At 51.5% G+C, this 24,895-nt stretch carries 14 protein-coding genes; 11 read left to right on the forward strand and 3 right to left on the reverse strand.

Annotated features, from left to right (window positions below; genetic code table 11):
• The first annotated feature begins 393 nt into the window (after positions 1-393).
• From gltB to A3841_RS18575, 6 genes are all read left to right on the forward strand, one after another.
• Entirely contained in the window at positions 394-4,920 is a 4,527-nt protein-coding gene (gltB, locus tag A3841_RS18550; RefSeq protein ID WP_235861486.1) for a glutamate synthase large subunit, read from the forward strand.
• Positions 4,920-6,377 (forward strand): glutamate synthase subunit beta, encoded by a 1,458-nt coding sequence (locus A3841_RS18555; RefSeq protein WP_073854691.1) that lies wholly within the window; start codon positions 4,920-4,922, stop codon positions 6,375-6,377. Before gltB ends, A3841_RS18555 begins: the two co-directional genes overlap by 1 nt.
• 464 nt (positions 6,378-6,841) lie before the next feature.
• Positions 6,842-9,391 (forward strand): ATP-dependent helicase HrpB, encoded by a 2,550-nt coding sequence (gene hrpB / locus A3841_RS18560; protein WP_235861487.1) that lies wholly within the window; start codon positions 6,842-6,844, stop codon positions 9,389-9,391.
• A 187-nt stretch (positions 9,392-9,578) separates the two neighbouring features.
• Positions 9,579-10,316: a hypothetical protein gene (locus A3841_RS18565; protein ID WP_139308013.1), complete on the forward strand. Its 738-nt coding sequence runs from the start codon at positions 9,579-9,581 to the stop codon at positions 10,314-10,316.
• Between the two features lie 234 nt (positions 10,317-10,550).
• Entirely contained in the window at positions 10,551-12,005 is a 1,455-nt protein-coding gene (locus A3841_RS18570) for an alanine/glycine:cation symporter family protein (protein ID WP_073854695.1), read from the forward strand.
• A gap of 585 nt (positions 12,006-12,590) precedes the next feature.
• Positions 12,591-13,055: a COG2426 family protein gene (locus A3841_RS18575; protein ID WP_073854697.1), complete on the forward strand. Its 465-nt coding sequence runs from the start codon at positions 12,591-12,593 to the stop codon at positions 13,053-13,055.
• Between the two features lie 1,131 nt (positions 13,056-14,186).
• On the opposite strand, the gene hrpB (A3841_RS18580) is transcribed toward A3841_RS18575, so the two are convergent.
• Positions 14,187-16,634 carry an ATP-dependent helicase HrpB gene (gene hrpB / locus A3841_RS18580; protein WP_073854699.1) on the reverse strand — a complete coding sequence of 816 codons (2,448 nt, stop codon included), beginning with the start codon at positions 16,632-16,634 and terminating at the stop codon, positions 14,187-14,189.
• Between the two features lie 246 nt (positions 16,635-16,880).
• Here hrpB (A3841_RS18580) and A3841_RS18585 point away from each other — a divergent pair, with 246 nt between their 5' ends.
• The 5 genes from A3841_RS18585 (at position 16,881) to truA (ending at position 23,524) form a co-directional block, all read left to right on the forward strand.
• The gene (locus A3841_RS18585; protein ID WP_073854701.1) at positions 16,881-19,676 is read left to right on the forward strand and encodes a TrlF family AAA-like ATPase; all 2,796 of its coding nucleotides are present in this window, start codon (positions 16,881-16,883) and stop codon (positions 19,674-19,676) included.
• 297 nt (positions 19,677-19,973) lie between these two features.
• A complete protein-coding gene (locus tag A3841_RS18590; protein ID WP_073854703.1) occupies positions 19,974-20,255 on the forward strand; it encodes a transposase in 282 nt (93 codons plus the stop codon).
• 736 nt (positions 20,256-20,991) lie between these two features.
• A complete protein-coding gene (locus tag A3841_RS18595; RefSeq protein ID WP_139308014.1) occupies positions 20,992-21,888 on the forward strand; it encodes a zinc metalloprotease in 897 nt (298 codons plus the stop codon).
• Between the two features lie 219 nt (positions 21,889-22,107).
• On the forward strand, positions 22,108-22,512 hold the full coding sequence (locus tag A3841_RS18600; RefSeq protein ID WP_083610432.1) for a spore germination protein GerW family protein: 405 nt from the start codon (positions 22,108-22,110) through the stop codon (positions 22,510-22,512).
• A 202-nt stretch (positions 22,513-22,714) separates the two neighbouring features.
• A complete protein-coding gene (gene truA, locus A3841_RS18605; protein ID WP_073854707.1) occupies positions 22,715-23,524 on the forward strand; it encodes a tRNA pseudouridine(38-40) synthase TruA in 810 nt (269 codons plus the stop codon).
• Between the two features lie 359 nt (positions 23,525-23,883).
• Here truA and A3841_RS18610 read toward each other — a convergent pair whose 3' ends face one another.
• Complete coding sequence (locus tag A3841_RS18610; protein ID WP_073854709.1) at positions 23,884-24,393, reverse strand: SRPBCC family protein; 510 nt, start codon at positions 24,391-24,393, stop codon at positions 23,884-23,886.
• The gene (locus A3841_RS18615; RefSeq protein ID WP_073854711.1) at positions 24,390-24,710 is read right to left on the reverse strand and encodes an ArsR/SmtB family transcription factor; all 321 of its coding nucleotides are present in this window, start codon (positions 24,708-24,710) and stop codon (positions 24,390-24,392) included. Before A3841_RS18615 ends, A3841_RS18610 begins: the two co-directional genes overlap by 4 nt.
• Between the last annotated feature and the right edge of the window lie 185 nt (positions 24,711-24,895).

The raw sequence follows: 24,895 nt of genomic DNA on the forward strand, positions 1-24,895 counted from the left end.
TAATACTTTCCCGAAAATGAAAAGAGGGTTCCATAATTAATTATAAACCCGTATCGCTCTGTCCAGGCCGGCATAATCAGCTTAGTCGCCACAACACAGGATGTTTTATAACTTTTTAAATAACGCTAAGTAACGACTCACTTCCCGGTATATAGTCAAATACCTATCGGCTAGCTTCCCCACCTAAAGTACAGCCCTGTAGCCCCAGTTTGGCAGCAAGTATAAAACAGCTAAAGAAACACGTATAGCTGTTTGTTTTTAGCAAATCGACAGTGCTTTTATTGATGTTTCAGAAAAATACACTGGAATGATTGAAAAATTTATAATCAACAAAACTTGCCTATTAAATATTTAAATTATAATTTATGACTTCTCTCTCCCTTAATACCATGTATGACTAATAGATTTCGTGAAATGATTCAGCAAAATAGCCTACCCCAAGGATTGTACAGAACCGAGTTTGAGCACGATGCCTGTGGCGTGGGATGTGTCGTAAACCTGGATGGTAGGAAGTCGCACAGCATTGTCAAAGATGCGCTGACGATGCTCACCAACATGGAGCACCGCGGCGCCACAGGCAGCGACCCTGAAACCGGCGACGGAGCAGGCATTCTGGTACAACTCCCGCACAGCTTCTTTAAGATGCAACTGCGCGAGTTTGCCATAAAGCTACCGCAGGAAGGCAGCTATGGGGTCGGGATGATCTTCTTCCCCACTGTCTACGAAGTCAGGGACAAGTGCAGGCAGGTCATGAACCAGTGCATCAAGCAATTGGGTTTTACCTTGCTGGGTTACCGCCTGGTACCCGTTAACAGCCGCGTGCCGGGGCACGAGGCCAAAGCGGTGGAGCCCTACATCGAGCAGGTGTTTGTGCAGCCCACAGATGCAAGTATAAACCAGGGAGATCTGGAGCGCAAGCTATTTGTGCTGCGCAGCCTCATCACCCACGAAATCAACAAAACGGTAAGCGGCGAGAACGGCACCTTTTATATGCCCAGCTTCTCTTCGCGCACTATTATCTATAAGGGGCAACTGAAAACCGACCAGGTGGAGGCCTATTACCACGACTTGCGCCACCCGGAATTTAAATCTGCCCTGGCCCTGATCCATTCCCGTTTCTCCACCAACACTTTCCCGAACTGGAAGCTGGCACAGCCTTTCCGCTTTATCGCGCACAACGGCGAGATCAACACCATCCGGGGCAACGTGACGAAGATGAAGTCGAAGGAGGCGTTGATGTCTTCGCCGCTTTTCACAGAGGAGGAACTCAAGTGGCTCCTGCCCATCACCAATCCAGCCAACTCCGACTCGGCTAACCTCGACGCCATGGTAGAGCTGCTCACGCTGGCCGGTCGCCCGCTCCCCCATGTGATGATGATGCTCGTGCCCGAGGCCTGGCAGGATAACCCGTTTATGGATCCTCAACGCAAAGCGTTTTATAAATACCATGCGGCGCTGATGGAGCCGTGGGATGGCCCGGCCGCGCTGTTCTTTACTGATGGCAAACAGATTGGCGCCACCCTCGACCGCAACGGCCTGCGCCCGGCCCGCTTCTGCATCACAAAGCAAGGCCGGTTGGTGATGGCCTCCGAAGCAGGCGCGCTGCCGGTGAACCCGAAGGATGTGGTACGCCGTGGACGCATACAGCCCGGCAAGATGCTGCTTGCTGACCTGGAGGAAAACAGAATTTACGAAGACGAGGAGATCAAACAGCTGGTCTGCAACGACAAGCCATACTTTGAGTGGATCCAGCAGAACCGCATCAAGCTGCACCAGCGTCCGGAGCCCGCTTTCTGCCTGAACACAGTGTCGCCGGAAGAGCTGCGGCAGAAGCAGAAAGCCTATGGCTATACTTCCGAGGACCTCAAACTCATCGTCCAGCCCATGGCCACGACCGGCAAGGAGCCCTTGGGAAGTATGGGTTCTGACACGCCGCTGGCGGTGCTCTCGCGCCAGAGCCAGCATGTGGCCAACTACTTTAAGCAGCACTTCGCGCAGGTCAGCAACCCGCCCATCGACCCGATCCGGGAGCGGCTGGTGATGTCGCTGTTTACCCGCCTGGGAGAGTCGCTGAACGTGCTGGACGAGACCCCGGCCCACACACGCCAGATCCATATCTCGCACCCGGTGCTCAGCCACGGCGACTTCAACAAGCTCATCAACCTGAAAGCCGAAGGCTTCGACAACCATACCATCAACGCCACCTTCTCCACCGGAGAGAAAGGCGCGCTACAAAACGCCCTGGATGAAATATGCGCGGCGGCTGAAGCGGCCATTGGCAGAGGCAAAAAGATCCTCATCATTTCCAACCGGGCAGTGGAAAAAGACCGTGCCGCCATTCCTTCGCTGCTGGCGGTGGGTGCCATCCACCACCACCTGGTAGAAAAGCGCATCCGCACCAAAACTGGTCTGGTGGTAGAGGCAGGCGATGCCTGGGAAACGCATCACTTTGCCACCATCATTGGTTACGGAGCCAGCTGCGTGTACCCCTACATGGTCTACGACACGGTGCAGCACCTATTGGAGAAGGAGAAACTGGACACCACCAAGCCTTTCTCCTATTATGCCGAGCAGTACATTCAGGCAGTGGGCAACGGCTTGCTGAAGATACTCTCCAAGATGGGCATCAGCACGCTGCAAGCTTACCAGAGCTCGCAGATTTTTGAGTGCATCGGCTTTGGGCAGGAAGTGATTCAGAAATGCTTCAAAGGCACGGTTAGCCGCCTGGAGGGCCTCAACTTCGAGGACCTGGAGCAGGAAGCGCTGACGAAACACTGGTCTGCCTTTGCCAGCGAGGACAAGCTGCTGGAGGCGGGCGGCTTCTTCCAGTGGCGAAGACGCGGCGAAGAGCATTTGCTGCGCCCCGAGGTGATTCACCTGCTACAGAAGTCCACGCGTCTGGGTGACTACCGCCTCTATAAAGAATACTCTAAGCTTGTGCGCGAGCACCAGCAGTCGGCTGTTACGCTGCGCCACCTCTTCGAGTTCCGCAAGCGCCAGTCGGTACCCCTGGAGGAAGTAGAACCCGTGGAAAATATATTCAAGCGCTTTGCCACCGGAGCCATGTCCTTCGGTTCCCTGTCGCATGAGGCGCACAGCACCCTGGCCATCGCCATGAACCGTATTGGCGGCAAGAGCAACAGCGGCGAGGGCGGCGAAGACGAGGCCCGTTATACTTTAAAAGAGAACGGTGACTCCGAACGCTCCGCCATCAAACAGGTAGCCTCCGGCCGCTTCGGCGTGACGAGCCACTACCTGGCCAATGCCGACGAGATCCAGATCAAAATTGCGCAGGGGGCCAAGCCCGGCGAAGGCGGTCAGCTGCCGGGCCACAAGGTAGACAAGTGGATTGCCCGCGTGCGCCATTCTACCCCGGGCGTAGGCCTGATCTCTCCCCCCCCGCACCACGACATCTACTCCATCGAGGACCTAAAGCAGTTGATCTTCGACCTGAAAAACGCCAACCCCAAGGCTCGCATCAATGTGAAGCTGGTGGCCGAGGCGGGCGTGGGCACCATCGCCGCCGGTGTAGCCAAAGCCAAAGCCGACGCCATCATGATCTCCGGCGCTGACGGCGGTACGGGTGCCAGTCCGCTTAGCTCCATCCGCCATGCCGGCTTGCCCTGGGAAATGGGCCTGGCAGAGGCGCACCAGACGCTGGTGAAAAACAACCTGCGCAGCCGCGTGGTACTGCAGACCGACGGCAAGCTGATGACGGGTTTCGACCTGGCGGTGGCTACCCTGCTGGGTGCTGAGGAGTTTGGTGTGGCTACGGCCGCCCTGATCGTGGAAGGCTGCATAATGATGCGCAAGTGCCACCTGAACACCTGCCCGGTCGGCATCGCCACCCAAAACCCGGACTTGCGCCAGCTCTTTACCGGCGATCCGGAGCATGTGGTGAACCTGTTCCGCTTTATGGCTCAGGAACTGCGCGAAATCATGGCCTCGCTTGGCTTCAGAAGTATAAACGAGATGGTAGGCCAGCCGCAGGTGCTCAAAGTACGCAACGACCTGAATCACTGGAAGCTCAAGAACCTCAGCTTCGACCCGATCCTGCACCAGGAGGTAGCGCCTAACAACGTGGGCATTTACCACCAGATCCATCAGGAGCACGACATCGACAACGTACTGGACAAGAAGCTCATCCGCGATTTCAAGAGAGACAAAAATGCACCTTACGAGTACCGCATCATCAACGTGGACCGCTCTGTAGGCGCGATGCTATCTTATGATGTCTCCACCAAGTATGGCAAGGATGGTCTGCCGGAGGATAGCTTCAACGCCACCTTCCACGGCTCGGCGGGCCAAACCTTCGGGGCTTTCCTGGCACCAGGGCTTACCTTCCGCCTGGTAGGCGAAGCAAATGACTACCTGGGCAAAGGCTTATCAGGAGGTAAGCTGATCCTGCAGCCTTTCGAAGGCTCCACCTATGTGGCCTCTGAGAACATCATCACGGGCAACGTGGCGCTTTATGGGGCCACCTCAGGTAAAGTATACATCAACGGGATGGCCGGTGAGCGCTTCTGCGTGCGTAATTCCGGCGCTGAGGCGGTGGTAGAGGGCATCGGCGACCACGGTTGCGAGTACATGACCGGCGGGAAGGTGCTTATACTTGGCGCAGTGGGCCGCAACTTTGCGGCCGGCATGAGCGGCGGCCTGGCCTTCGTCTACGACCCTACCAATGCCTTCCCCGACCAGTGTAACCTAAGTATGGCGGACCTGGAGCAGCCTGACGCCACTGACCTGGCCTGGATCGAGCAGAAACTGAAAGAGCACGCCGCCTATACGGATAGCTCCCTGGCCAAGGATATGCTCAAAGGCTGGCATGTGCACCAGAAGTTTTTCCAGAAAGTGATGCCGCACGACCTGAAGAAGGCTCTGCAGAAAAGTGAAAGTGAAACAGTTAAATCAGTTGCCTAATGGGAAAGATAGACGGATTCCAGTTATATACCCGCGAGCTGCCACAGGCTCGCGACCCTAAAGAAAGAATCAACGACTCAAACGAAATCTATACTTCCTTTCCGGAGGAAAAGACCCGGCAGCAAGCCAACCGCTGCATGGACTGCGGCGTGCCGTTCTGCCACAGCGGTTGCCCGTTGGGTAACCAGATACCGGATTTTAACGATGCCGTATATGAGGGCGAGTGGGAGCGCGCGGCGCAGATTCTCTACAGCACCAACAACTTCCCGGAGTTTACCGGCCGCATCTGCCCTGCCCCCTGCGAGTCGAGCTGCGTGCTGTCTATTAATAAGCCTGCGGTGGCCATCGAGCACATCGAGAAAAGTATAGCCGAGAAGTCGTTTGAGCTGGGGCTGGTAAAACCACAGGCACCGCTGCGCCGCACCGGCAAAAAGGTGGCCATTGTGGGTTCCGGTCCTGCCGGACTGGCGGCAGCGGCACAACTCAACCAGGCTGGCCACGAGGTGCACGTGTATGACAAGGATGACAAAGCGGGCGGCTTGCTGCGCTATGGTATTCCGGATTTTAAGCTGGAAAAGTGGGTGATCGACCGCCGCCTGGACATTTTGAAAGAAGAAGGCATTCGTTTCCATCTGGGTATTGAGATTGGCAAAGAAGTCACCCTGAAAAAGCTGCACCGCAAGTATGACGCGGTACTGATGGCTATCGGCTCGAGCAAACCGCGCGTACTCGACATCCCGGGCAATCACCTGAAGGGCATCCACTTTGCGATGGACTATCTGACGCTGCACAACCGCCGGGTAGCCGGCGAAAGTATAGCGTCTGAAGAAGACCTGCTGGCAACTGACAAACATGTGCTGGTGATTGGCGGCGGCGACACGGGCTCCGACTGCGTGGGCACGGCCAACCGGCAGTTTGCCCGGTCTATCAGTCAGTTGCAGTACCGCACCATGCCCTCCTCGGCACGCACGCCGCAGAACCCCTGGCCGGAATGGCCTATGACGTATACTTCCTCCAGCTCGCACGAAGAGGGCTGTGAGCGTAGCTGGGGCTGGCTTACGAAGGAATTCATTGCTGATGAAAATGGCCATGTAAAAGGCCTGAAGGTGGTAGAGCTGGAGTGGAAGAACAGCTACGAGTATACTGAGAAGCCGGAAAGCGAGAAGATCCTGCCCTGCGACCTGGCCCTGATTGCCATCGGCTACGAACGCCCGCTGCACGACGCCTTCAAAGCCAGCTTCGGGTTTGACACAGACAACCGCGGAAACTTTACACTGCAGAACTGGCAAACCAATGTACCAGGCATCTTCGCCGCCGGCGACGCTTACCGGGGCCAGTCGCTCGTAGTATGGGCCATCTCCGACGGCCGCGAAGCCGCCCGCGCCATCGACACCTACCTGATGGGCACATCCGACCTGCCTTCTAAGGAGGTATCGAAGTTGGTGCTGGAGGGATAGTACTGAATTGCCTCTGTGTGGACAGGTAGTATATAACCTGTCCACACAGAACAACAGCTATGAAATTTATACTTCAGCACCAGTAATGGCAAGCTCCCCTCCTTGGCTAAGGAGGGGCCAGGGGTGGTTGGACCCGGTTCTGCAATCCTGTTAATCCAATCATGCTGTAAATCCATATCCAGACAATTTAAGCTGTATGACTGGACAGTTCCAACTTACATTCCATGCCGCAAGTTTAGCGTTAGCGCAACTTGTGGTGTACGATGCTGCCAGTTTGTAACTGGCACTACACAGTACTACACTTCCGCCAGTTACAAACTGGCTTCCATGCTCCACCACCAGTTTCCGCTGCGCTCAAACTGGCGGTATTAATAGATGACAAGAGGAGAAAGTATAACTTCTCTGAACTCTACTTCTCTAACCACCCTAAAGCGAATTTCAAAAACAATCCCGAACTTTGGGAGGTGATACCGACTGCTGATTTACTCCCCCTACTCCCCGACCTGCCTGTAAAAGAGGCGCTGCCACGGCTGCTGAAGGCCCTGGAAGCCAATAACCGCGCTGTGCTGGAAGCTCCTCCGGGGGCCGGTAAAACCACGCTGGTGCCGCTGGCGCTGCTACAGGCAAGCTGGCGCAACGACGGTAAAATTCTGGTGCTGGAACCACGCCGCCTGGCTACCCGCGCCGCTGCCGAACGCATGGCCGACCTGCTGGGCAAGCCGGTGGGGCAAACCGTGGGGTATTGGGTACGGATGGACCACAAGGTATCGCCCAAAACACGTGTGGAGGTGGTGACCGAAGGCATTCTCACCCGCATGATTCAGGAAGACCCGGCCTTGGAGGGTGTAGCTGCCATCATTTTCGACGAGTTTCATGAGCGCAACCTGCAGGCTGATTTGGGGCTGGCGCTGGCGCTGGACGCCCAGGCGGTGCTGCGTCCTGATTTGCGCATTCTGGTGATGTCGGCTACGCTGGACGCAACCGCCATTGGCAATTGGCTCAGCGCGCCGGTGGTGCGCAGCGAGGGCCGCATGTACCCTGTCGAAACGCACTATCTTTCCCCTGCCGAAGTAGCCTCCGCCGGCAATTACCCTTCTCAGCGACTGGCGGAGCTAGCCCCCAGAACCATTCGGAAGGCACTCAGCGAGGTGACGGAAGGTGATATACTTGTCTTTTTGCCAGGCATGGGCGAGATCCGGAAGGTGGCGCAGTTGCTGGAGGAGAAACTCTCCTCCGAAATAGAACTGCACCTGCTGCACGGTGACCTGCCGCTCTCCAAACAGGTGGCCGCCATACAGCCCTCCCCGAAGAAGAAGCGCAAAGTAGTGTTGGCCACCAGCATCGCCGAAACGAGCTTAACCATAGAGGGCGTTCGGATTGTGGTGGACGGGGGCTATGCCCGCGTGCCCAAGTTCGTGCCCCGCACCGGCCTCACCACCCTCGACACCGTGCCTGTCTCGAAAGCCGGGGCTGACCAGCGGCGCGGCCGCGCCGGGCGACTGGGGCCGGGCATTTGCTACCGCCTCTGGTCTACTGCCGACCAGCTGCAGCTGCCCGAGCGCCAGGACCCGGAAATACTCGATGCCGACCTGTCGGGGTTGGCGCTGGAACTGGCTATCTGGGGCGCAAAGGATGCGACGGCCCTTCACTGGCTCGACACGCCTCCTGTCACCGCCCTATCCCTGGCCAAAGATCTGCTGCTTCGCCTGGAGGCTATAGATGTGTCTGGCAATCCTACCCCGCATGGGAAGGCACTTGCCTCGCTGGGAATGCATCCGCGTTTGGGACACCTGGTTATCCGCGGGCAGGATCTCGGATACGGGGCGACAGCCTGTGCGCTGGCAGCCATACTTTCAGAGCGGGATGTGCTAAAACCCGTGCAACTCTCTCGTGGCGACGGCCTGCCTGACCTGCACCTGCGCCTGGAACTGCTGGCCGGAAAGCGACCACTTACGCCGGGTTATAGCCTGGATGAAAACGCCCTGCGCCGGGTGAAGGAACAAACCCAGAACCTGCGGCAGCGGCTGCGCGAAACGAACCCAAGTATAAATCCGGACCAGGCAGGCGTCCTGACGGCTCTCGCTTACCCCGACCGGCTGGCACAACGCGAGTCGTCCGGCAGGGTGAGGCTGATCAGCGGACAGCGGGCCACCCTGCCCACGGAGCTCTTCGGGGAGGCGGATTTCTACGCCGTCGCGCACCTGGACCTGGGCAAGCAGCCCCGCATCCTGTTAGCTGCACCGCTGGAAAAAGCTGACGTGCTCCAACATTTTGCTGATCAGGTAGAAGTGTTGCAGGAAGTGCGCTGGCAGGAAAGCTCGCAGCAGGTAGTAGCCCGAAGTATAAAAAAGCTCGGCGCCCTGGTGCTGGATGAAAGTATGAATTCCAAACCCGATCCGGAAATCGTAACGCAGGCGCTGTTGCAGGCACTACGGGAGAAAGGCATCGACAGGCTGCCCTGGGGCAAGGAAGCCACCAGCATCCGGCAACGCCTGACCTTCCTGCATCAACTCGACCCGGAGAACTGGCCCGACGTATCGGATGCAGCGCTGGCAGAGAGAATGGACGCATGGCTGGCGCCCCACCTTTACGGCCTCCGCTCACTTGACCAGGTAGGTCGCCTGGACCTGGGCGAAATACTGCTGGCTGATTTGAGTTGGGAGCAGCGGCAGGAAATGGACCGGCTGGCCCCCTCCCACCTGCAGGTGCCCAGCGGTTCGCGCATTGCGGTGGACTATACGGACCCAAGTGCGCCGGTGCTGGCTGTGCGCCTGCAGGAGGTGTTCGGTTTGTTGGATACGCCGCGCATTGGGGGCAGTAAGGTGCCGCTCCTCATGCACCTGCTCTCACCTGCCTCACGACCCGTACAGGTTACCCGCGACCTGCGCAGCTTCTGGAGCAATGGCTATTTCGAGGTGCGAAAAGACTTACGCGGTCGCTACCCCAAGCACCACTGGCCCGACGATCCGCTTTCAGCCCCGCCTACGCGAGGAACCAAGAAGCGGCCACAGTAGCTGCGGCAAAGCGTATGCTTCTGCTGTTCACGTCAGAAAATGGCTCTATCGTTCAGGGTTTTTGAACGCTACATCAAAAACAGGAATAATTCTAGGATATTTGTTTAAATTATCTCACTTTAGTTTGGCTTTAGCCATACTTTGCGACTGATCAACACCAGGTTCTCACCAGTAACGATAGAAGCGTATGAAATTGAAACACGTTTATGTTTGCGCCTTAGCTCTTGCCATGGGCTTCCTGCCTATTTTGCCTTTGCCGCTGTCGGCACAAAAAAGCGTCGGTAAAAGTATAGAAGTGGCCCCAACTAACGGCAATGGCTCCAGCGTAATCCAAAATAAAATGTATCGCTATCCGGAGTTTAAAGAGGGGAAAGTGACGTTTAAGAATGGAACAGCCACCATCGCCAACCTTAACTACAACGTCTTCTCAGGTGAAGCGGAGTTTGTGAAGGGCGAAGATACGTTGGCCGTCGATAACCTGTTCACCATCTCCTCCATTTCTATCGGGGACGACCTGTATTTCTATGATCAGGAAAGCAAGAGCTTGCTACAGCAGCTGGAAAAGTTCAGATCGGCCACGCTGCTTGTAAAGGAAAAGTATGAGGTGGCTGACATCAAGAGCAAGGGTGCCATGGGCTCCAGCCCAAGTTCTATTGCGGCCACCAGCGCCACCCAGTATGCAGATAAGTCGCAGACATATAACCTCAAGTCGAGCGACAATTACAAGTTCAAGGTAAAGACCTCCTACTACCTGGCCGACCTGAATGACCACTACTATGAGGCGAGTAAGCGCAATATCTCCCGGCTTTATCCTAACGCCAAAGACGCTCTGATCGAATATTTTAGAACCAACAAAGTGGATTTTGACAACGAAGCGCAGCTAAGGGAACTGATACAATACATAGAAGGACATTCCCAGAAGTAAGCACTTCCTGTTCCGGCACGGCGCTTCACGTAGAAGGCCGTGCCGGAATCACCCCATATACCTGCACGGGCACCGGCCTCAGAAGCAGTCCCTCCTTTTTTTCTTTCTTTCTTCTCATAAGCTACCGGTTCTGTTGCGCCAGTCCAGAAAATTTCCTTTAATTTTAGGGACGGCCTCTTCTTTCCAGGCCAAAGTATAGTCTACTACTGAAAACCTAACAGCTTTCTTTCCCTTATGGAGAACATTATTTCTGCCGTCAACGACATTGTTTGGAGCAACGCACTCATCATACTTTGCCTCGGGGCAGGGGTTTACTTTTCCATCGTTACTAAGTTTCTGCAGGTGCGCTACCTCCGCGAAATGCTGCAACTGCTGTTCAAAGGCGAGTCTACACAGAAGGGCATCAGCTCGTTTCAGGCCTTTACCGTAGCCATCGCAGGCCGTGTGGGCACGGGCAACATTGCGGGTGTGGCCACAGCCATTGCCATGGGCGGACCGGGTGCTGTGTTCTGGATGTGGGCCATTGCCTTCCTGGGGAGCGCCTCCGCTTTTATTGAGGCTACCCTTGGGCAGATCTACAAACAGGTGAAAGACGGGCAATACAGAGGCGGCCCTGCCTTCTATATCGAAAAAGGACTGGGTATAAAATGGTACGCCGTCGTTTTCGCTGTGGCCACGATCGTGAGCATGGCCCTCTTCCTGCCGGGCGTGCAGAGCAACAGCATCGCCTCAGGCATGAACAATGCCTTCCAGATCCCGATGGCGTATACCGGCGGTGCCGTTACCCTGCTGCTGGCGCTCATCATCTTGGGTGGCGTCAAGCGCATTGGCAAGGTGGCACAGGTGGTTGTCCCGTTTATGGCTGGCGCCTATATCCTGATGTCGGTGGTGATCATAATGATGAACATTACGGAAGTACCCGCTGTCTTTAGCCTGATCTTCCGGTCTGCTTTCGACCTGGAGCCGGCCTTTGCAGGTATCTTCGGTATGGCTATCTCATGGGGCGTGAAGCGTGGCATTTACTCAAACGAGGCCGGACAGGGCACGGCACCACACGCGGCTGCGGCAGCGGCGGTAAGTCACCCGGCCAAGCAGGGCTTGGTGCAGGCGTTCTCCGTGTATGTGGATACGCTGTTTGTTTGTACGGCCACCGCCTTCATGATCCTGTTCACGGGGCAATATAACGTGGTAAACCCGGAAGGCGGCTTTGTTGTGGAGAACCTGCCGGGCGTGCCGTTCGGGCCGGAGTATACGCAGGCAGCCGTTAACACCTACTTCCCTACCCTGGGCAGCGGCTTTGTGGCTATTTCCCTGTTCTTCTTCGCCTTTACCACCATCATGGCTTACTATTATATCGCCGAGACCAACCTGAGCTACCTGAACACAAAGGGCAACAAGTGGATGATCTGGGTACTGCGGGCGCTCATACTTGCCTCTACGTTCTACGGCTCCGTTAAAACGGCAGAATCCGCCTGGATGCTGGGCGATATTGGTGTAGGTGTGATGGCCTGGCTGAACGTTGTGGCGATCCTGTTATTGAGAAAGCCTGCCTTACGGGCGCTGAAAGATTACCAGGAGCAACGCAAGGCAGGCCTGGACCCGGTGTTCAACGCAAAGAAGCTGGGCATCAGGAACGCAGCATACTGGGACAAGACCGAGCAGGAGGAGAAGGAGTTGCAGGCCGTGTAGCCCTTTCCCCGGTATAGCTACTGTATGGCGCGGACTCAGAAATGGGTCCGCGCTTTTTTTATAAGCCGCTCATCGTCTTTATTTTACTAAATATCCTGCTTTATACTTCGACGGATGCATACTTTTGGGCTTTCCTCTCCCTATATTTGCACCCGAATCGGGCGGGAAGCACCTCCTTACGCTGTATAACAGCGCTAAATTCCACTCATAGTACAATTTTACTGATTCTACATCTCGTAAGAGATAGTAAGCCTTTGGATACGGGCGGAAGTGACTTTTACCGCCTATAAGCGCAAAGTCTATCTTCAGGGTAGCTAAAGGCAGGCGTAACGGAGAGGTTTGGAGGTGCGGAACTGACACCCCGCAGGCTTCATTTACTGCTAAATTTGTGATCTGCACCGGATGAAGTATGCATCGGCAAAGGCTCAGGGCATCACAGATACGTTGTTTGAATTTTTATCGTTTGGTACCTGTTACCCCTCTGTTGCACCAAGGATGGAGATTGGCTCGTGTGGTTTGGGGTGCACCCTGCCTTTGCGCTGGTGGCGACCGAAAAAAGTGCAGGATCTATTTACGAATTATTTTATGCTGGAAACGCTCATTCTTACTTTTTTACTTAGCATTTCCCCGTTCGGGGAGGCCCGTGCCGGTATCCCTTACGCTGTGCTGAACAATGTGCAGCTGGTTTGGGCCGTGCTGGTAGGGGTTGTAGGTAACATATTGATCTACCCCATGTTCTTGTGGCTGGTGGATACGTTCAGCAAGAAATTCTGGCCTTTCCGTGCTTACAAAAGGGGGGTGATCTTCTTCTGCAAAAGGGCCAAAAAGCTAGCCGGCAGCAACGTGAACAAGTATGGCTTTTGGGGGCTGATGGTGTTTGTGATGGTGCCGCTTCCCGGAACCGGGGCTTATATGGGCGCTATTGCCGCTGAGATCTTCAAAATAGAACGAAAGAAAGCCTTCGCCGCCATTACCATTGGCGTGGTCATGTCTTCCATCATCATAGGTGTTAGCACCTACCTGGGTGTGGCAGGCTGGGAGAAACTGTAACTTGATAAGACTTTAATGAAGCCCTCACTGTTTTTTAGAAGCGGTGAGGGCTTTTGTTTATGAAACCGCTTGATTCCCTTGTTTGGTGAAGTATGTGCTTAGCGGATATACTTTATACTTGACTATACTTCTTTACTTGCTGGCACAACTGCTACCTCCTGCTGGCGCGAGTTTGAAATTCGTGTATTTCCCCCTCTCTGGCGCAAGTCTTCAGACTTATGTCCTACGGATAGTGTCAAGTCTCTGACTTGACTGGCTCGCAGAGCCATACTTGCTTTGGCTATACTTTATACTAAAGCCATACTTTCTCTGGCGCAAGCGTCCGCTTGTGTCTTTTTATACTTTTATACTTTATACTTTGGCTATACTTCCCTAGCCACTGCTTCCTGCTATTTTAACCAAGCTATACTTTCTAGCTTCCGCTGATCCTCTAGTTCACACAAACCTACCGTTTCATCTCTGGCTTTGGTGCTCTCAAGCCCGAGAGGGCTCGTCCTCGGGCATCGCGCTGTGTACATTTCCTTTGCTTGACCTTACGGTCTCCGCAATTTCGCTGAAGCGAAACCGGAAATCTACAAGGCGCTCAACCCAAGGACTGGGTTCAGTTCGATAGCTACGGCCTTACTGTCATCTCGAATGAAATGTGAGATCTCTTCATAATTCCAGATAGATCTCTCGCCCTGCTCGAGATGACAATAAAGTATAGCAAGTACTAAATTCCCCTCCTTGGAGGGGTAGGGGTGGGTTTAAAATTTGTAGGGACGGGTCGCGACCTGTCCGCGCAAGAACAGCAGCTATGAAACTTAAACTTTGGAAGTAGTAATTACGAATTCCCCTCCTTGGACTACCGAGAACGCGAGTTCGATGGTAGCGAGCGCAGCTCTGAGGGGTAGGGGTGGTTTGATTTGGTACTGCAAAAGCTCCCTCCCCTGTTCTGGGGGTAGGGGCCCTCGATAAAAGGGGAGGGCTGGGGTGGGGTAACACTGCAAGTCCTGATCCAGACAAAGTATAAAGTATAGCCTACGCCAGACACCCCGAAATTCTTCGGGATCTTCGACTCGTGTGACCTCCGGACACCACGAGATATAAAATAACTTTCTAACTTTTTAACCTTCTAACTTTCTAACTACCTTACCTCTCCCACTCCACTTCCGGAAACACCACCTCCAGCTGCCGTTTGATCACCCGGTAATTTCCTTTCCAGAAACTCGCCAAGTCAGAGACAGTAGTGATCGGCTTGAGATCAGGCGTAAGCAAGGCCAGTTCCACCGTCATCTCGCCTTCATCCACCGTCGGGCTTACCTCCCAGCCCAGCACGTCCTGCAGGCGAATCTCCAGCTTAGGCTGTGAACCATCGGCTTTATACTCCAGCTCTATACTTGATCCATCCGGCAAAGCTATACTTGCTGGGGCCAGTAAGTCCAGCCGGGCGCGCTGTTCCTCATCCAAATACTTCGCATTAAGTATGGGCAAAAGATCCAGCTCCATCAGCTCGTCGGGGTGCTCAATGTCATACAAGTATGATTTCAGCCAGTCCCAGTTGGTGATGAGGAGCGTGGAGGTGCTCACATCGGGCCAGAACTCGGAGGGGCGCCATTTGCGGAGGCTCAGCACGCGGTTTTGCCATTGGGTTAGCTCATGGTTGAAGTCCAGCAGGTGCTCGCCTTCTGCTTTGATGGCTTCGGAGATGGCCGGTACGCGGTGCTTCTCGTCGGGTGGTGGCAGCGGTTTGCTTTGCAGCACAATGCTGCCGATACGCGTATCCAGCGAGGCGGTGAGTTCGCCGTCGTTTACGTCCCAGTGGTAGACTTCCTGCTGCTTTAACAGCGGGGCCAGATCGCGGGGGTTGAGCGGGGATGCCAGGAAAATGCGGCCCGGGTTATCGCCGGTGCCCGCGTGCAGGTGCGCGATGGCCAGCCAGGGCTCGTGCGCCAGGTCGTCGCGGTGACCGGCAGAAGCATACTTGCCGCTGGCCAGCTGGAACTGGGCGTTGTTGCCGGGGCGGGCGTAGGCGATGCGCTCGGGGTAGCAATGCGCCAGCAGCACACCGGTTTCATACTCATCGAAGGTGCCGTTGTCGGGCTCCACCTCAAAGAGCTGGCGATACGAGAGAGCAATCTTCTCGATCTTAGCAAAGCGCTTGCCCTGCCCCTGCTCTTTCCGATACTTGCGCAGGGCTTCCACCCTTAAATTAATGTCGATGCCGGCGTTACGGTCCAGCGGGTCGCGCTCTTCCAAGACGGCGGCAATATCAGAGGCCAGCGGCACCTGGCCGGTTTCTTCGGCTTTGAGCAGCATGTGCGCGATGCGCGGGTGGCAGGGCAGCCGGTGCATCTTCTTACCGTGCTCAGTAATGCGGCCATGCTCCAGCGCCTGCAGCTGGTGCAGCATGTCGGTGGCATAGGCCAGGGCAGCGCGCGGCGGCGGGTTCAGCCAGGTCAGGCCACGGATATCGGTAATGCCCCACTGCGCCATGTCCAGCACCAGCGAGGACAGGTCGGCTTCCATGATCTCGGGGGTGCGGTGCGGGGCCATGCGCTCTTGCGTGGTTTTGCTCCACATGCGGTAGGCGGTGCCGGGGCCCAGGCGTCCGGCGCGACCGGCACGCTGGTCGGCGGCGTCTTTGGAGATGCGCTGTGTTTCGAGGCGCGACAAACCGGACTTCGGATCGAAGCGGGAGGTTTTGCCGAAGCCCGTATCCACCACCACCGAAATGCCTTCTATGGTTAAGCTGGTCTCGGCTATACTTGTGGCCAGCACCACTTTGCGCCTGCCCTGGCGGTCGGGCATGATGGCGGCGTACTGCTTACCGAAGGGCTGCATACCAAACAGCGGGTGTATCTGCACGCCGCGCAGCTGCCTGCGCAAGAGTTCTTCTACTTTCCGAATGTCGTTTTCGCCGGGCAGGAACACGAGGATATCGCCTCCCTGCTCCTGCGCTGCCTGCTGCACTACTTTGGCCGTCATTTCGGGCAGCATGCGGTCGTCGGCGTCGCCGGTATAGATGGTGTTGATGGGGTATTGCCGCCCCATGCTTTGCGCCACAGGGGCCTTGAGCAGGCTCGTGAGCTGGGGCATGTCCAGGGTGGCCGACATCACCATGATGCGCAGGTCCGGGCGAAGCGCTTGCTGCGCCTCCCGGCTCAGGGCCATGGCCACATCGGCGTGGATGCTGCGCTCATGAAACTCGTCGAAGATCACGATGCCGATGCCTGTCAGCGAGCGGTCGCTGTGGATCATGCGGGTGAGGATGCCTTCTGTTACGACCTCGATGCGGGTGGCAGCGGAGGTGCGGTTCTCGAAACGGATGCGGTAACCGACGGTCTGGCCTACCTCCTCGCCCAACAGCTGCGCCAGGCGCTCGGCAATGGTTTTGGCCGCCAGGCGCCGGGGCTCCAGCATGATGATCTTCTGATCTTTCAGCCATACTTCATCAAGTATAGCCAGCGGCAGCAAAGTGCTTTTACCGGCTCCGGGAGGGGCGTTTACGATCAGCGTGTTCTGCGCCGCCAGGTGCTCCCTAACGGCAGGTATAATTTCCCGAACGGGTAAGTCTATGGTAAATGGGTTGAAGGGCAAGGGGAGTAATTTAATATCGTGATGCAGTAAGATATTTACAAAACTAATAAAATAGCTTATCCAAAGATTCTAAAAATTTTAGGCTGCGTCATTCTTGAGCTACAGCAAGTAAATGTGGAGAATTAGTTGATAAATAAAACTCTATATTAAGCGGTTTATATATATTAAGCATCTAACTTTGAGTAACACCCAATTAAGAATTAATTGATTTTAGATTCCCCTTAACGAACAAAAAGAATAGATGCTATGAAATACAAAGGTGCAAGATGGTTTAAATGTGATCTTCATATTCATACAACAGCGAGTGCTTGCTTTCAAGATAAAACCGTTACTGCAGAACAGTGGGTGAAAGAAGCTCTAGATAAAGGTTTAAACTGTGTAGCAGTTACTGATCATAATACTGGAGCTATGATTGATCAAATTAAATTAGCTGCTGAAGGAACAGGGCTCACTGTTTTCCCTGGTGTAGAAATTACGTGCGATCCATCGAAGGTACACCTTTTAATAATTTTCGATATCGATAAAACGTCGGATGATATCAATGATTTTCTAATAACATGTGGTATCTCTAGAGGTGAGTTTGGAACACAAGAAGCCTTCACTTCGCTTAGTATCTTTGAAATTGCAGAAAAAGCAAAAAGTGCAAAAGCTCTTATTATTCCCGCTCATATAGATGAGTACAATGGTTTAGGCTCAATAAGCGTAGCCAATTTAAAAAAACTCTACGACCTTGATTACATTAATGCTGTTCAGGTAGTACACCCCGAGTTTTTATCACCTATTTCGTCACCATATGACGATGAGCTTAAAGAGAAACTTAATATTTATTATTCTTATCCAAATCCACAAATTGATGATTCAATTATAAAAGAGTGGTCAACTACAGTAAAATACGCTACTGATGCCAACTTAGCTATACTTTCATTTTCTGATAATCCTCATGAACAGAATAATCCAAAACATGGTTTGTGGGGAATTGGAAGCTGCTATAGCTGGATTAAGATGGATGAGAAGCCATCTTTAGAAGGATTAAGACAAGCGTTTCTCATCCCTGAGAGAAGAGTTAAAACCAATCATGACTGCTCTGATATACCTTATGAAACACCTGAACTGTGGATAAAATCGTTGGAGATAACTAACACCACTATTACAGATAATAATGCTCCTTTAAGAATTGATTTTAATCCTCAACTAACAACTATAATAGGTGGAAGAGGAAGTGGAAAGTCAAGTATTTTTAGATTTATAAGAGGAGCCTTCAATAAGTGTGCAGATATATGTGATTTGAAAGAGATTTTTGCTGATCAAAAAGATTTCTATAAAAGATTTGACAATAAATCAAAAAAAGGAGTCCTAACTGAAAACTCTGAAATACTGATTGAATTCATTCGGCATAAAGTTAAATATCAGATAAAAGCTACTGATATAACTCATCAAGAGTCTCAAAAGGTAGAGATACAAAAGTTTGACACATCCTCTAGTAGTTGGGTAACTGTAGAAGAAGAGGGTTTTATTGATTTCTTTGAATATGAACAGTATTCTCAAAAGCAGATATATGAAATAGCTCAAGACCCCAATTGCTTAAGAGAGCGAATTGATAAATTGGATGATGATATAGAGACATTAAAAGACAATAGAGAAACAACAAAAAGGCTATTTTTAGAAAAATCTACGACTATTAGATCCATTCAGCAACAAATAGCTGGTAAAGGTAAATTACAAACTGAAATCAAAGATTTAGAAGAAAGAATAAAGCTTTTTCATGAGAGCGGAATAGCAGACTTATTGACTGAAAAGGAATTACTATCAACACAGGAAATTCTGATCAATAATGAACTATTGAAGTTTGTGAATATTGAAAATTCATTTGATGACTTAATTGATCAAGTCCACTTAGATTCATTTAATCTTACAACTTTTGATGCTAACGAATCTATAGAACTCTATGAAATAAACGCCAAAGCTCAAAAAGACCTAGAGAGCATTAAAAAAGAAATCGAAGTTCTTAAAAGTAAAGTATTAAATGTGAAAGATACTTTGCTAGATGAAATCAAGGTGTCAGATTGGAAAGATAAGTACAATAAAAATCTCTCCGATTTCAATGCAAAAAAAGCTGATTTAGAAGCTCAGGGTATAGAAGATATCAAAAACTTTGAGAAAATAACGTCACAAAAAATTTCAAAAGAAAATGATCTAAATAAGATATTCGCTTTAGAGGATAAATTAGATCAGGAGTTAAAATCTCGGGAAGAAATCCAGAAAGAATTTTTAGACACAACTAAAGAGATTACAAAAAAAAGAAAGGTAGCCGTAGCATCAATCCTTCCTGATGATAAGGTTAAGATCTTAATAAAGCCTTTTAGGAATAAAACAGATTTCGAAACTAAACTTAGAACAATTCTACAAAAAGAAAATAGTTTCGATAAAGATATCAATGTAATAGTTGAAATATGCTTTAATGGGAATGTTGAGAAAACAATAACCGATATTAGAAATATCTTTCACAGAATTCGAAATAAAGAAGAAGTGGAAGAGGTTACTGGTTACTTCTATAACTTAGTCGAAAAACTAAATGATGCTCAAATTGATGAAATTGATTTGTTGTGGCCTGAAGATGAAATTGAGATTCAGTATAAACCAACAAATGATGCTTCTTTTCGACCATTATCCACGGCTTCTGCAGGTCAAAAGACTACGGCAATATTGACATTTATACTTTCGCATGGTAATGTGCCTCTATTATTAGATCAACCTGAAGATGACTTAGATAATAGATTAGTATATGAGCTAATAGTTGATAGACTAAAATTTGCAAAAGAACAACGCCAAATAATCGTTGTTACTCATAACGCTAATATCCCAGTTAATGGTGATGCAGAGTATATTGTTTCAATGAACTCTGAAAGTAAAAAATTAGGTGTTCTATATTCTGGAACAGTTGATATACCTGATATTAAAAAAGAAATTTGTGATGTCATGGAGGGTACCAAACATGCATTCACAATGAGAGCAAAAAGATATAAGGAAATAGCTCTTAGTTAGAAAAAAAGTTTAAACATTACATTTTAAAGCCCGAACTCGCAGTTCGGGCTTTTCTTTTCTACTCAGCTATACCTTCAACCAAAGTAACAGTACAAGCTACATACTCCCCCGCTGGCGCGAGCTTGTAGCTCGTGTCTTTTATTTTCCACGCAGCTATATTTCAGCACAAATAATAGTACGATCTACAAGCTCGCACTAGCACATTCCACTAGCATAGTTATTCACAGTAGCGTAATTACTTATGTACAAACAACCTGCTCACAACCCGGAAGCAGCTGTTAGAAGTATAAGCTGCTGATGAGCAGGAAGTATAAATTTCATAACAAGGAAGGGCTATACTTTGTGAGTTTTGCGGTGGTGTACTGGGTAGACGTGTTTACGCGGGAAGAGTACTTTGCCCTCCTTACCGACAGCCTGAACTACTGCCGGAAACACAAAGGCATGGAGATCTATGCCTGGTGTATCATGCCCAGCCACGTGCACCTCATCTTCCGGGCCAAGGCTAACAACCCGTGCGTACTGCTGAAGCTGAAGACCTATACTTCCAAACACGAAACTGTCCCCTTGAGGGGACTATAGGGGTGTAAAGCCTGTTGCTAAAGTCATCTGCTAAATTCTAACACCCCTCTAACTCCCCTCAAGGGGAGAATTCGGCTCTTACTATTTTCAACTTTACTGGCAAGGGTTATCCTTTAACTGAGAACTTTACGGCCCACCTCCTCGGAGGGGTCAGGAGTGGGTAAATAAGCAAAGTTTTCTTTCAACTAGCTGCGTTTGCTGATTCCCTTGGTACCAGGCCGTTTTTGTGTCCGAGCCGCACCATTGAAAGTATAGCAGCGCCCTAGATTTTAACGGAAAGGTATGCTGGAGATTGCTATTGCCTGAAGAATGGAGGCACGAGCTGCAAGACCGCGCCAGCGGAGGGATTGTACAAAGCGTGTACTTGTGCCGGCAACAACAGCGGAAACTATGGACTCTCAACAGGGATAACTCAACGTTTTAGTAAACTATAGTAGCCTGTGCTCTTAAAGAATGCCCTTCACCTAGACGCTTACGTTTCAACAAGACATCTTTCCAGGTTAGAGGCTCAAAGTATATTTGTGGATTTACCCGCACCCTACCGGCTCCTGCCCTACGCTAGCTAACAAAATAGCGGCACTCACTTCATACTTAACCAATAATTAAATTTAATCTTATTATAATCATAATATTAACGTATCATTTCCTATATCGCCTCCACTACCATAGCCTTCTTCTGCCCTCTCCCTGCCGAGTCTTAGCAATTCACATCATATACCATTTAAACGTATCATCTATGAAACAATTTAAACCTATTCTATCAGTCGTGCTGGTAACTATCCTGGCTTTCTCGTGTCAGGATCAGCTTCAGGAAGAAGAGGTAGCGCCTCTGGCCGCCTCTTCAGAAAGCATGTTGCAAACCAAGACCCGGCACGGGAAATACATGCTGTACAAAGCCGAGTACATCACGTCCGGCGAGGGAAAAGAAGTGGGCAACGTGGTTTACTTCAACCATCGGGGCAACAAGCAGCTTTCCGATGACTTTGTAGAGGACTACAGCGAAGACGGCACCAGCGACATCACCTACTACGTCGACAACAACAGGCCTTCGGAGGATTTGTCTGCGGACGTTACCGAAGCTGCCATCGACAGGGCCATGGACACCTGGGATGACGCAACCTGCTCCGATCTAGGTATGACCAAGGTGCCATACGACGGCCGAACAACCGGATTCATCTCTGCCCTATTCGGCTATGGTGGTAGCTATGACTATGTAGCGGATGTCGTGCATGCAGGCTGGCTTCCGGCTGAATTCTTTGATATGATCAGACCAGGTGGTAGCTATAACATTCTCGCCGTAACGTTCACCCTCATCTATGTAGATGCCGAAGGGTACCCTACAGACATGGACGGAAATGGAAAAGCGGACGTCGCCTGGAGAGAGATTTATTACAATGATGCCTTCACCTGGAATGATGGGTATACCTATGATGTGGAGACAGTCGCTTTGCATGAGGCAGGACATGGCTTGAGCCAGGATCACTTTGGAAAAGCATTTGTAACCCTGGGAAATGGCAAGCTGCATTTTGCTCCGCGCGCGATGATGAATGCGGCCTATTCGCAGGTGCAAACCGAAATTTCAGGTACCGACCTGGCCGGCCATTGCAGCAATTGGGCGAACTGGGCGAAGTAAGATGAAAGCATATTAGCAAAGAAGGAGCCTTTCCATGGAGCTGGAAGGGCTCCCCTTCGCTAGCGCAAGCTTGTAGCGCGTGCCTTTTCGTTTCCACGAAGCTATACTTTCTGGAGCAGCATATACTCCTATCCTATGTACGGCCCCCTTATAACCCAACTTCAGCATAAGGCCTTCGTACCTGTATATTCCGGTTTAACCTAAATCAATTACCTGCATATGGATGAAAACAAAACGTCGGTTGGCGCTGCTGAACGCAGCCTTGTGGAAAGGCTGGCCGAAAAATTAGGCACAGCAGCTAACAGCGCCACTATTTATGGTGAGCCGGTAGAACGCGAGGGTGTTACGGTCATTCCTGTTGCAAAAGCTGCTTATGGTTTTGGTGGCGGTGCAGGTACTGGCACAGAGAAAAAAGGAGAGGGTTATGGCGGTGGCGGTGGCATGCGTTTAACGCCTGTAGGTTATATTGAAATCAAAGACGGAACTACCCGGTTCCGCACCATCCGCGACCCGCAAATGGTGGTAAAAATAGTAGCCATCGGGAGCCTGGCTTTGTTGCTGACCACCAAGAGCATTGTCAGTATCTTTAAAAACAAGAAGATGGTTAAGCTACTGAAGAAGTAAGCTTTCGGTGGAGTACCAGATTAAAGTGCTGCATATCCTACCGCGAGCTTGTAGCTCGTGCCTGGTTCAACCCACGCAGCCATACCTTTAGCACTCGTACCAGTACAAGGTACATCCGTATTCATGGCGCTAACAAGCAGCATGCACCTCCTTTATCACTATCTTGCAAGGAAATCTCCATCACATAAACCTGAGCAATACCTTGCGCTACTTCTTTCATATCGGTTACAGCGGCACACACTATAAAGGTTGGCAGCGACACCCCTATGGGGTTGGGGTGCAGCAGGTGATAGAGGCTAGCCTTGAAAAGATTCTGAAGCAGCCCGTAGCGATCGTGGGCTGTGGCCGGACAGATGCCGGGGTACATGCAAGCCAGTTCTTTTTTCACCTGGATGTAGCGCAGCCCTGGGAATTCGACATGCTTTTCCGGCTGAACAAAGTGTTACCGCCCGACATCGCTGTGTTCGACATCATTCCGGTGGAGGGCCTGCCCCACGCTCGGTTCGATGCCAGCAAAAGAAGCTACGACTATTTTATACATACCTACAAAGATCCGTTTCTGCACGAGGCAAGCGCCCTGTACCAGGTCCGGAACCTAAACCTGGATGCCATGCAGGCGGCCGCTGCCCTGCTCCCCCTTTACACCGATTACCGTAACCTGTGCCTAACACCAGCAGAGCAGGACAGCACCATCTGCCATATAACAGAAGCCCGGTGGTTTTCGGACCAGCAGGGTGACAGGCTGCGTTTCCAGATAACGGCAAACAGGTTTCTGAGCCGCATGATTCGCATTCTAGTAGGCCAACTCCTGAAGACCGGAACCGGCGCGCTCAGCCTGCAGGAGTTTGAAAGTTACCTGTCCCTTGAGAAAGCACCCAAACACCTTTCACCGGCGTATCCGCAGGGGCTGTACCTTTCCAAAGTAACCTACCCTTTCCTGGACATGGCGCCCCGCCCTACTTTCTCTCCTGCATTCCATCAGGTAGCAGATGCCAGCTGGCAAACAATCTGAAAACACTCCGCTGGTGTGTGCTAGTAGATTTGTCTTGTCCCTTAACATTTTCAAAGTATAATCTTAAGTGAACAAGTGTGACAGCAAGTAAAGCAAACTGTCCCCTCAAGGGGACAATGGTTCTTGAACAGACGCATTGCCAGGTAAAATTATGGAACAAGATAATCCTTGCAGTTCGTGTCTTTGCTTTTCAAGCAGAGCTATACTTTCAGCACAAGTATAAATAAGAGCCACTGGCTTAAACTAGCAGCCAATAAATGATCACTGTAAAGTATAAAAGCGGGGCCCAAAGGTTTTGCACCAGCCCCGCTTTTATAGTATGAAATTACTATGTTCGCTCTTCCGCAGCCTATAGGGCCTTACGCCTCCTGCTTCTGAGCAGCCAGTAACTGATCAAGGTTTTCCATAGCCGTGGTCAGGCCTTCCTTAAAGCCCATCTGGATGGTGGTTTCGAGCTGTGCCAGGTCATCGAATGTGATCAGGTTCTCTACTAAGGTAACATCGGCTTTGGGTGTAAAGCTTACTTCCCACTTCGATTGCGGCATTTCTGTGTTTACCACGCCTTCCGCATCTGCAAAACCATCCAGCGCGGTAAAGTGCTTTTTAGGATCAATGGCCTTATACTTGGCTAGTGCCCAATGCTCCTCCCCTTCCGGGCCAAGCATGGCATAGTGCCAGTGGCCACCTTCCCTGAAATCCATCGTTTTGGTGCGGGCTTTCCAGGGTTTAGGCGCCCACCACTGGTCCAGTATCTCGCTTTTTGTGTAGGCGTTCCACACAAGCGGGAGTTCTGCGGCAAATTCCCTTTTTACAGTGATCGTGTTGTTTTCTTTGTTCACGGAGAACTCGAATGCAAGGTCTTTCTTCATGGCTTATTTTGTTTTATGTTAGAAAATATAGTGTCGAGTTGGTTAAAGCGGTCTTCCCAGATCTTCCTGAACTGTTCCAGCCAGTTGTCAATCTCTTTCATTTTAGCTACCTCCAGTTGATAGTAAATCTCCCGCCCCTGCTGCTCCTGTTTCACCAGCTGGCATTCTACAAGGATCTGCAAGTGCTTGGATATGGCCTGCCTGCTAGTGTCAAAATGCTCGGCTATGGCATTCGGCGTCATGGCCTGCAGGGCAATTAACCCGATAATGGCTCTTCGGGTAGGGTCTGCTATCGCCTGGAAAACGTCTCTTCTCATTTTAGAATTAAAATATGCAACCGTTTCATTGCTAATATACGCGCAACTACTTGGTTGCGCTAATCATTTTTGATTTATTTTTTATCACACTCAAACAGGAGCAGTTACAGGGCTACTATGATGGAGCCTTTTCCCCTGCAGCACCTACACAAAGCTTGCAGCAGCGGGTTCACATGCGGGAGGTT

Source organism: Pontibacter flavimaris, from assembly GCF_001907195.1.
GTDB classification, from domain to species: Bacteria; Bacteroidota; Bacteroidia; order Cytophagales; family Hymenobacteraceae; genus Pontibacter; species Pontibacter flavimaris.